Source organism: Spirillospora sp. NPDC046719 (assembly GCF_040645715.1).
Taxonomy (GTDB): Bacteria; Actinomycetota; Actinomycetes; order Streptosporangiales; family Streptosporangiaceae; genus Spirillospora.
This window is the reverse complement of record NZ_JBEYYT010000434.1, coordinates 1-7695: the sequence shown is the minus strand read 5'-3', so window position 1 is coordinate 7695 and position 7695 is coordinate 1. Positions and strand designations below refer to the sequence as shown.

General features: G+C 74.5%; 6 protein-coding genes and 1 pseudogene. 3 read left to right on the top strand and 4 right to left on the bottom strand.

From position 1 onward, the window contains the following. Nucleotides 1-817 (bottom strand): annotated as a pseudogene (locus ABZ914_RS42095) (FUSC family protein); the annotation flags it as partial. A 77-nt stretch (nucleotides 818-894) separates the two neighbouring features. After that, nucleotides 895-1356, bottom strand: a complete 462-nt coding sequence (locus ABZ914_RS42090; RefSeq protein ID WP_190865707.1) for a nuclear transport factor 2 family protein — start codon at nucleotides 1354-1356, stop codon at nucleotides 895-897. A gap of 187 nt (nucleotides 1357-1543) precedes the next feature. On the opposite strand from ABZ914_RS42090, the gene ABZ914_RS42085 reads away from it, so the two are divergent. Beyond that, entirely contained in the window at nucleotides 1544-2389 is an 846-nt protein-coding gene (locus tag ABZ914_RS42085; RefSeq protein WP_500200299.1) for a siderophore-interacting protein, read from the top strand. Nucleotides 2390-2463: 74 nt separating this feature from the next. On the opposite strand, the gene ABZ914_RS42080 is transcribed toward ABZ914_RS42085, so the two are convergent. Together ABZ914_RS42080 and ABZ914_RS42075 are read right to left on the bottom strand one after the other, a co-directional pair. Beyond that, on the bottom strand, nucleotides 2464-3822 hold the full coding sequence (locus tag ABZ914_RS42080; RefSeq protein WP_500200297.1) for an ABC1 kinase family protein: 1359 nt from the start codon (nucleotides 3820-3822) through the stop codon (nucleotides 2464-2466). A gap of 100 nt (nucleotides 3823-3922) precedes the next feature. Further along, the gene (locus tag ABZ914_RS42075) at nucleotides 3923-4603 is read right to left on the bottom strand and encodes a QsdR family transcriptional regulator (protein ID WP_500200296.1); all 681 of its coding nucleotides are present in this window, start codon (nucleotides 4601-4603) and stop codon (nucleotides 3923-3925) included. 168 nt (nucleotides 4604-4771) lie between these two features. Here ABZ914_RS42075 and ABZ914_RS42070 point away from each other — a divergent pair, with 168 nt between their 5' ends. Continuing rightward, nucleotides 4772-5605 (top strand): cyanophycinase, encoded by an 834-nt coding sequence (locus ABZ914_RS42070; protein ID WP_387026254.1) that lies wholly within the window; start codon nucleotides 4772-4774, stop codon nucleotides 5603-5605. A 2-nt stretch (nucleotides 5606-5607) separates the two neighbouring features. Beyond that, on the top strand, nucleotides 5608-7695 hold a 2088-nt coding region (locus ABZ914_RS42065; protein ID WP_500200294.1), incomplete at its 3' end, for a cyanophycin synthetase family protein.

The window sequence follows — 7695 nt, the reverse complement described above, 5'->3', positions numbered from 1 at the left end:
GCCGCAGGTCGGCGGCCCAGCCGGCGAGCCGGCCCGGATCGTCCGGGGTCCCGGCGACGACGGTCCCGGCGTGCACGAGGAGGCGTTCGAGCCGCCGCCGGTTCGCGGCCCTGGCCGGGGTGCGGGCGCCCGCGCGCAGCAGCGTGTGCCACGCGGCGTTGATCGCGGCGGCGGTGTCGTGGCGGGCGCGCGCCGCGCCGTCCGGTTCCGCGCCGGCGAGGCGGGACGCGGCCTCCAGCGCGCGGGCGACCGCCGTCCGCTCGGGGCCGTCGGGCCGGACGAGTCCGGGCGCCATGGTGACCAGCCAGGCGACCGCGCCGCCCGCGAGGCCGAGGGCCAGGTGGAACGGGACGTCCGCGAGCCGCTCGCCCGGGACGAACAGGCAGCTCGCCGCGACGAAGGTGAGGATGAGGCCGCCGGGCGGCCCGGTGCGCGCCGCGTCGCAGAGCGTCTTGTGGGCGGCGGCGAGCAGCGCGGCGACCGCGACCCGGATCGCCGCGGAGTCGGTCGAGGCCGCGGTGACGAGCGCGATCCCGACGCCGGCGAGCATGCCGAGGACCATCACCGCCATGAAGCGGGCGCGGGAGGCGTACGGCTCGCCGTGCGAGTAGATCGCGCACAGCGACCCGGCGGAGGTGTAGAGCGCGAGGTCGAGCCGGCCCAGGGCCAGCAGGACCAGCGCGGGCACGCCGAACGCGACGGGCGCGCTCAGCGCGGCCTTGTGCCAGATGTCGGCCGCCTTCCCGACCTTCAGGACGCCGCGCAGCGGAAGCGGCCGGATCCGGACGGCCGGGGCGCCGATGCTCTTCTCGCTCACCCCTAAAGCTTAACAAGTAATTTACTCGTGAAATATATGGAAGGCATGTGCTCCCCGCCACGTGCCCGCCGCCCCGGCTACTCCTTCAACCAGGGATAACGGGCCGTGTCGCCGCCCGCATAGTCCGGATCCAGGTAGATGAACACCCGCTGGATCTTCCAGTCGCGGATCTCGAACACGTCGCACCACCGCCCGGCGCCCCACTCGGGCACGCCCGCCCGCCAGGGCCCGTCCCGGTGCTCGCCGTGGCTCGTGCCCTCGACCACCAGGGTGTCCCCGCCGGAGAACACCCAGTTGAACGTGGCGTAGTGGTGCTCGATGGACGCGATCGTCGCGCCGACGTCGCCGAACAGCCGCCCGATCGCCTCCTTGCCGGTCGCGAGGCCCCACTTCGGGAAGTAGACCTGCGCGTCATCGGCGAACAGGTCCAGCAGCGGCGCGCCGTCGGACGTCACCCCGCCGTTGTCGAACCCCTTGAGGTACTCCAGCGCGACCGACTTGCGCTGCTCGTCCGTCATCGTCTGCCTGCTGACCGCCAACCGCCTCACCGTCCCGTGCGCAGAGGAAGCCGCCCCGCAGACCGTACCCCGGCGGACGTCCGGCCGGTGAGCCCCGGCGTCCCGCCGGGTACGGGCGGCGGAACACGCCGGGTCCGGCGGAACAATCCTGACGCGTCAGAGGTTAGGGTTGCCTAATTACCACTGATCCATATCGGCGGAGGTCCGCATGGCGACGGAACCGGTACGCAAGGGGCGCAGGCTCAACCGGGGGACGGTGCTGCGCACCGAGCGCCTCACCCCGCACATGATCCGCGTGGTGCTCGGCGGCGAGGACCTCGCCGGGTTCGGCGCCGGCGCGTTCACCGACCACTACGTGAAGCTGCTGTTCCCCCAGCCGGGCGTGGAGTACCCCGAGCCGTTCGACATGGAGAGGGTCCGCGCCGAGATGCCGCGCGACCAGTGGCCGAGCGTCCGGACCTACACCGTCCGCGCCTGGGACCCCGAGGCCGTCGAGCTGACCATCGACTTCGTGCACCACGGCGACAAGGGCATCGCCGGGCCGTGGGCGGCACGCGTCCGGCCGGGCGAGGAGATCTTCTTCAACGGCCCCGGCGGCGCCTACGCGCCCAGCCCCGACGCCGGCTGGCACCTCCTCGTCGGGGACGAGAGCGCGCTCCCCGCGATCGCCGCCTCGCTGGAGCGGATCCCCGACGGGGTGCCCGCCCGCGTGTTCGTCGAGGTCGCCGGGCCGGAGGAGGAGCAGGACCTCCGCGCCTCCGCCGGCACCGAGATCGTCTGGCTGCACCGCAATGGCGGCCAGGTCGGCGACCTGCTCGTCGAGGCCGTCCAGAAGCTCGACTTCCCCGACGGCGACGTGCACGCGTTCGTCCACGGCGAGGCCAACTTCGTCAAGGCGCTCCGCCGCCACCTGCGCGTCGACCGCGGCCTGCCGATGGAGCGGCTGTCGATCTCCGGGTACTGGCGCCGGGGCCGCGACGAGGACGGCTGGCAGTCGAGCAAGCGCGACTGGAACCGCCAGGTCGAGGAGGAAGAGGCCCGCGCCCTCTCCTGACGGCGGCCTCCGCTCGCCGGCGTCCCGCGGCGTTCGCCGCGCGTTCGGCCCGGCCGCGCGGCCGGGCCCGCGGGTCAGGCGGTGGCCTCGGTCTCGTCGGTGAGGTCGGGGCCGTCGTCGTCGGCGAAGCCGGGGAGCCAGCGCTCGGCCTCGGCGCGGTAGTCGCCCTCCGCCTCCAGCTGGCAGAGCACACCGCCGCCGCCCGCCAGGGCGCGGCTCACCGCCAGGTACTGCGGCGGCAGCCGGAACTGGCGGGCGAGCGCGCCCGGCCGCATGTCGGAGGCGAGGCCGAGGCCGCGCGACGTCTGCTCCCGCATCCATTCGCGGGTGTAGCGGAACCGGTCGACGGCGAACGGCGCCGCGTGCGGGGTGACGACCGCGGCCACCTCCTCCGGGTCGACCTCCGCGTCCGGCGCGAGGAAGCCCTCCTCCCACAGCGCGTCCACGATCTCGTCGGGGTCGCCGAGCGTGCCGATGCGCAGCAGCCGGCCGATCGACCACTGCAGCTCGCCGGGGACGCGGGCGGCGCCGCCGAAGTCCATGACGCCGAGCCGGCCGTCGTCCAGCAGCCGGAAGTTGCCGGGGTGCGGGTCGATGTGGATCATCTCGCAGCGGGACGGGCCCGACAGCAGGAAGCGGAACAGCAGCAGGCCCGCGCGGTCGCGCTCCTCCCGGCTCCCCTCGGCGATGACCTTGGCCAGCGGGGTGCCGTCCAGCCACTCGGTGACCAGCACGTTCCCGGACTGCGCGACGACCGCCGGGACGACGAAGTCGGGATCGCCGGCGTAGGCGTCGTGGAAGGCGGTCTGGGCGCGGGCCTCGTCGACGTAGTCGAGCTCCTTCTGCAGCCGCCGCTTCAGGTCGGCGACGACCGGCTTGACCTCGACGCCCGGGAACAGCGGCGTGATCACGCGGCTCAGCCGGGAGATCTGGTTGAAGTCGCTCATCAGCGCGTCGGCGGCGCCCGGGTACTGGACCTTGACCGCGACGGTCCGCCCGTCGTGCCAGACGGCCTTGTGCACCTGGCCGATGGACGCGGCGGCTGCGGGCCGGTCGTCGAACTCGGCGAACCGGTCGCGCCAGTCGGCGCCGAGCCCTTCGGCGAGGACCTTGTGCGTGGTGGCGGCCGGCATCGGCGGCGCGGCCTCCTGCAGCCGGGTGAGGCTCGCGCGGAACGGCGCGGCGACCTCCTCGGGCAGCCCGGCCTCGAAGATCGACAGGAGCTGCCCGACCTTCATCGCGCCGCCCTTGAGCTCGCCGAGCACGGAGAACAGCTGCTCGGCGGTGCGCCGCTGGACCTCCAGCGCGACGGCCTCGGCGGGCCGGCCGATGGTCCGCTTGCCGAAGCCGAGGGCGGTGCGCCCGGCGAAGCCGAGCGGGAGCGTCGCCAGTTTCGCGGTGCGCGTCACCGCGCGGCGGGGGATGTCAGTCACGGCCCGGCCGTTCCTCGTTCGACAGTGCGTCCAATGATCTCCAGCCTCTCATGGCGAATGAATGCCACGAAATAGTCATTCCCGCTAAAAACCTCAGCGCTCAGACGGGCTCGGAGATTCCCTCGCCGTCGCGCGGCCGGTGTCCGCGAGCCGCCGCCGCCTCGTGCCCGCAGGGACGCAGCAGCAGCTCCACCACCTCGAGGGCCTGCTCGATCTCCGGCCGGTTCCCGCCCAGGTAGTGCGCGTACATGAACGAGTCGGCGATGCGGACGACGGCCTGGGCGAGCGTCCGGGTCGGCAGCGGCACCCGCAGCGCGCCGCGGTCGATCTCCCGCTGCAGCTCCTGGGTCAGCAGCTCGGTCGCGCGGTCCTCGATGGTGCCGGGCATGGTGGCGAGCCGGATGAACAGCCGGGGCTCGCGCTCGGTGAACGCCTTGAGCGGCGCGGCGTCCACCACCGCCCGCATGAACCGGTCCAGCACCGTGAGGATCCGCTCCGGGCCGGTGCCCCGCACGCCGCGCGCGGCGACCCGGTAGGTGCGCTCGGTCATCTCCGCCAGCACGGTGCCGAGCAGCTGCTCGCGGCTGCCGACCCAGCGGTAGAGGGTGGCGCGGCCGACGCCCAGCTCGGCGGCGAGCGCGGACATGTCGATCGGCTCTCCCCGCAGGTAGTGCGCGGACGCCGCGGCGAGCGCGGCCTCGGGCCCGGTCGGGCGGCGCGCCGGCGCCGGGACGGGCGACGGGCCGGAAGGCCCGCTCGGGGGAACAGAGCTGCCGCTCATCCGCCCAGCATGACACAGCGGGGACGATGCTCCGGCAGGTGCGCGAACGCGGTTCCGGGAGGCCCCTCCCCCGGCGCGCGGCCACTGCCGCCGGCGGGCCGGGGAGCCGTTCTCATGACAGCTCGCGAACACGCGACTACCCGGAGTGATCAGGGGTAGTCGGTAGGTGTGAAAGAGAGAAGCGGGGACGCCGGACGCAAGGGCCGGCTGCTGATCATTGGCGGGGCGGAGAACCGGACCTGCGGGGCCGGGCCCCTGGAGACGTTCGTCGAGCTGGCCGGCGCGGAGGACGCGCGGATCGTGGTGGTGACGACCGCGACCGAGGTTCCCGAGGAGGTCGCCGAGGAGTACACCGCGGTGTTCGGGCGGCTCGGCGTGCCGTCGGTGCGGGAGCTGCGGCTGCTCGGCCGCGCCGCCGCCGACGACGCCGCGACGCTGCGCGCGCTGGACGCGGCGACCGGGGTGCTGTTCAGCGGCGGCGACCAGTCGCGGATCCGGACCCTGGTGGGGTCGCGGACCAACGAGCTGCTCAAACGCCGGCTGAAGCAGGAGGGCCTCGTGATCGCGGGAACGAGCGCCGGCGCGACCGCGATGGGGCATTGGATGATCCTCGGCGGCCACGGCCATGAGGTCGCGGCCTCCAGCGTGAAGGTGGGTCCGGGCTTGGCGCTGTTGGACAACGTGCTGATCGACATGCATTTCAACGAGCGGGGGCGGCTGCCGAGGCTGCTCAGCGGCATAGCGCTGGACACCCGGCTGCTCGGCGTCGGAATCGACGAGGACACCGCGATCGTGGTCGGCGACGGGCAGTTCCAGGTGGTCGGCACGGGGGTCGTGACCGTCGTGGACGCGGGCCAGTCGACCGTCGCCTACGCCGCGTCCGACGACGAGCCGATGGCGATGTTCGACGTCTCCCTGCACCTGCTGCCCGCCGGCTGCGCGTTCCAGATGCACGACCGGCTGCCCGCGATCGGCACGATGCGCGGGCCCGGGGAGGAGTGACCGTGCGGCTCTTGCATGTGCGCCGCCTCGGCGGTCCGAACGTCTATCTGAACCGCCCGGTCGCCGTCGCGCGGCTGGACCTGCAGGACCTGACCGGGCACGAGACCACCGACCACCCGGGCTTCGCCGAGCGGCTGGTGGCGGCGCTGCCGGGGCTGCGCTCGCACCACTGCTCGGCCGGACGGCCGGGCGGGCTGCTCGACGCGATGGACCGCGGCACCTATTTCGGCCACGTCACCGAGCACGTGACGCTGGAGCTGTCCGGGCTGATCGGCCGGGAGGCGTACTTCGGCCGGACGGTCCGCGCGGGCGGCCCCGGCGACTACGAGCTGATCCTCGAATGCCCCCGGGACGAGCCGGCCGAGACGGACCTGGTGGAGAGGCTGGTCGAGCTGGCGGTGCGGACGGTGACCGCGGCGCTGTCCGGGACGGTGCCGGACCCCGCGCCGGACCTCGCCCCGATCGCCGCCGACCACGAGGCGGGCAGGCTCGGGGTGAGCACCGCGGCGCTGGCGCGCGCCGCCCGCGAGCGGGGCGTGCCGGTCCGCCGCGTCGGCGGCCTGAACCTGCTGCGGCTCGGGTACGGGCGGTACCGCAGGCTGGCCTGGGCGGCGATGACGGACCGCACGTCCGCGATCGGGATGGAGGTCGCCGCGGACAAGCGGCTGGCGCACCGGATGCTGGCGGACGCGGGCGTCCCCGTGCCGGAGGGCCGGGTGGCGCAGTCGCCGGCCGAGGCGCTGGAGGCGCTGCGGGAGATCGGCGCGCCGGTGGTCGTCAAGCCGCTGTCGGGGCACCAGGGCGAGGGCGTCCACATCGAGCTGTCGGAGCCGCCGGAGGTGGTGGCGGCGTTCACGTCGGCGGCGGGCGGGGACGCCCGGGCCGATGCGCCCGGGGTGCTCGTCGAGTCCTACATCCCGGGCCGCGACTACCGGGTCCTGGTGGTCGGCGGACGGATCGCGGCGGCGGCAGAGCTGACCGCGGCGCGGATCACCGGCGACGGGACGTCCACGGTCGCGGAGCTGGTGGAGCGGGTCAACGCCGACCCCGCGCGCGGCGAGGGCCACGACCGTCCCCTCACCCGGCTGGCGCTGGGCGCGACCGAGCTGGCGCTGCTGGCGCGGCAGGGCCACGGCCCCGACTCGGTGCCCGGGGAGGGCGAGACGGTGCGGCTGCGCCGCAACGCGAACCTGTCCACCGGGGGGACGAGCCGGGACGTCACCGACGACGTGCACCCCGAGGTCGCCGCGATGTGCGTGCGGGCCGCCGCGACCGTGGGGATGGACGTGTGCGGCATCGACCTGCGGCTGCCCGACATCGGCTCGCCGCTTCCCGCCGAACGCGGCGCCGCCGGGATCCTGGAGGTGAACGCCGCGCCGGGGCTGCGCATGCACCTGGCCCCGTACGAGGGCGAGCCCCGCGACGTGGCGGGCGACGTCATCGACCTGATGTACCCGCCGGGGACCCCGTCGCGGGTGCCGGTGGTGTCGGTGACCGGCACCAACGGCAAGACCACCACGGTCCGGATGATCGCGCACATGCTGGAGCTGCACGGCGTGCGCACCGGCATGACCAGCACCGAGGGCGTGTACGTGGGCGGCCGGCTGATCCACCGGTCGGACGCGTCCGGGCCGCGGTCGGCGGAGATGGTGCTCGGCGACCGGTCGGTGGAGGCCGCGGTGCTGGAGACGGCGCGCGGCGGGATCGTCCGGCGCGGCCTCGGCTACGACCGCGCCGACGTCGCCGTGGTCACCAACATCACCCGCGACCACCTCGGCATGGACGCCACCGAGTCGGTGGACGACCTGATCGACATCAAGGCGCTCGTCGCCGAGGAGATCCGCCGGGGCGGCCATCTGGTGCTGAACGCGGAGGACGGCCCGTCGGCGGGGCTCGCCGGGCGTCCCGCGGTGGCGCGCCGGGACCCGGAGGTGTGCTTCTTCGCGATGTCGGCGGACGCCCCGGTGCTGGTCCGGCACCTGGCGGGCGGCGGCGCCGGGTACTTCGTCGAGAACGGCCGGCTGACGGAGGCGCGCGGCGGGCGCCGCACGCCGGTGCTGCCGGTGGAGGAGGTCGCGGGCGCCTTCGGC

What these genes read in the sequence shown, in the direction of transcription:
- ABZ914_RS42085 (WP_500200299.1), top strand. Translation starts at nt 1,544, where the DNA reads ATGGCGACGGAACCGGTACGCAAGGGGCGCAGGCTCAACCGGGGGACG.
- ABZ914_RS42075 (WP_500200296.1), bottom strand. Translation starts at nt 4,603, where the DNA reads ATGAGCGGCAGCTCTGTTCCCCCGAGCGGGCCTTCCGGCCCGTCGCCC.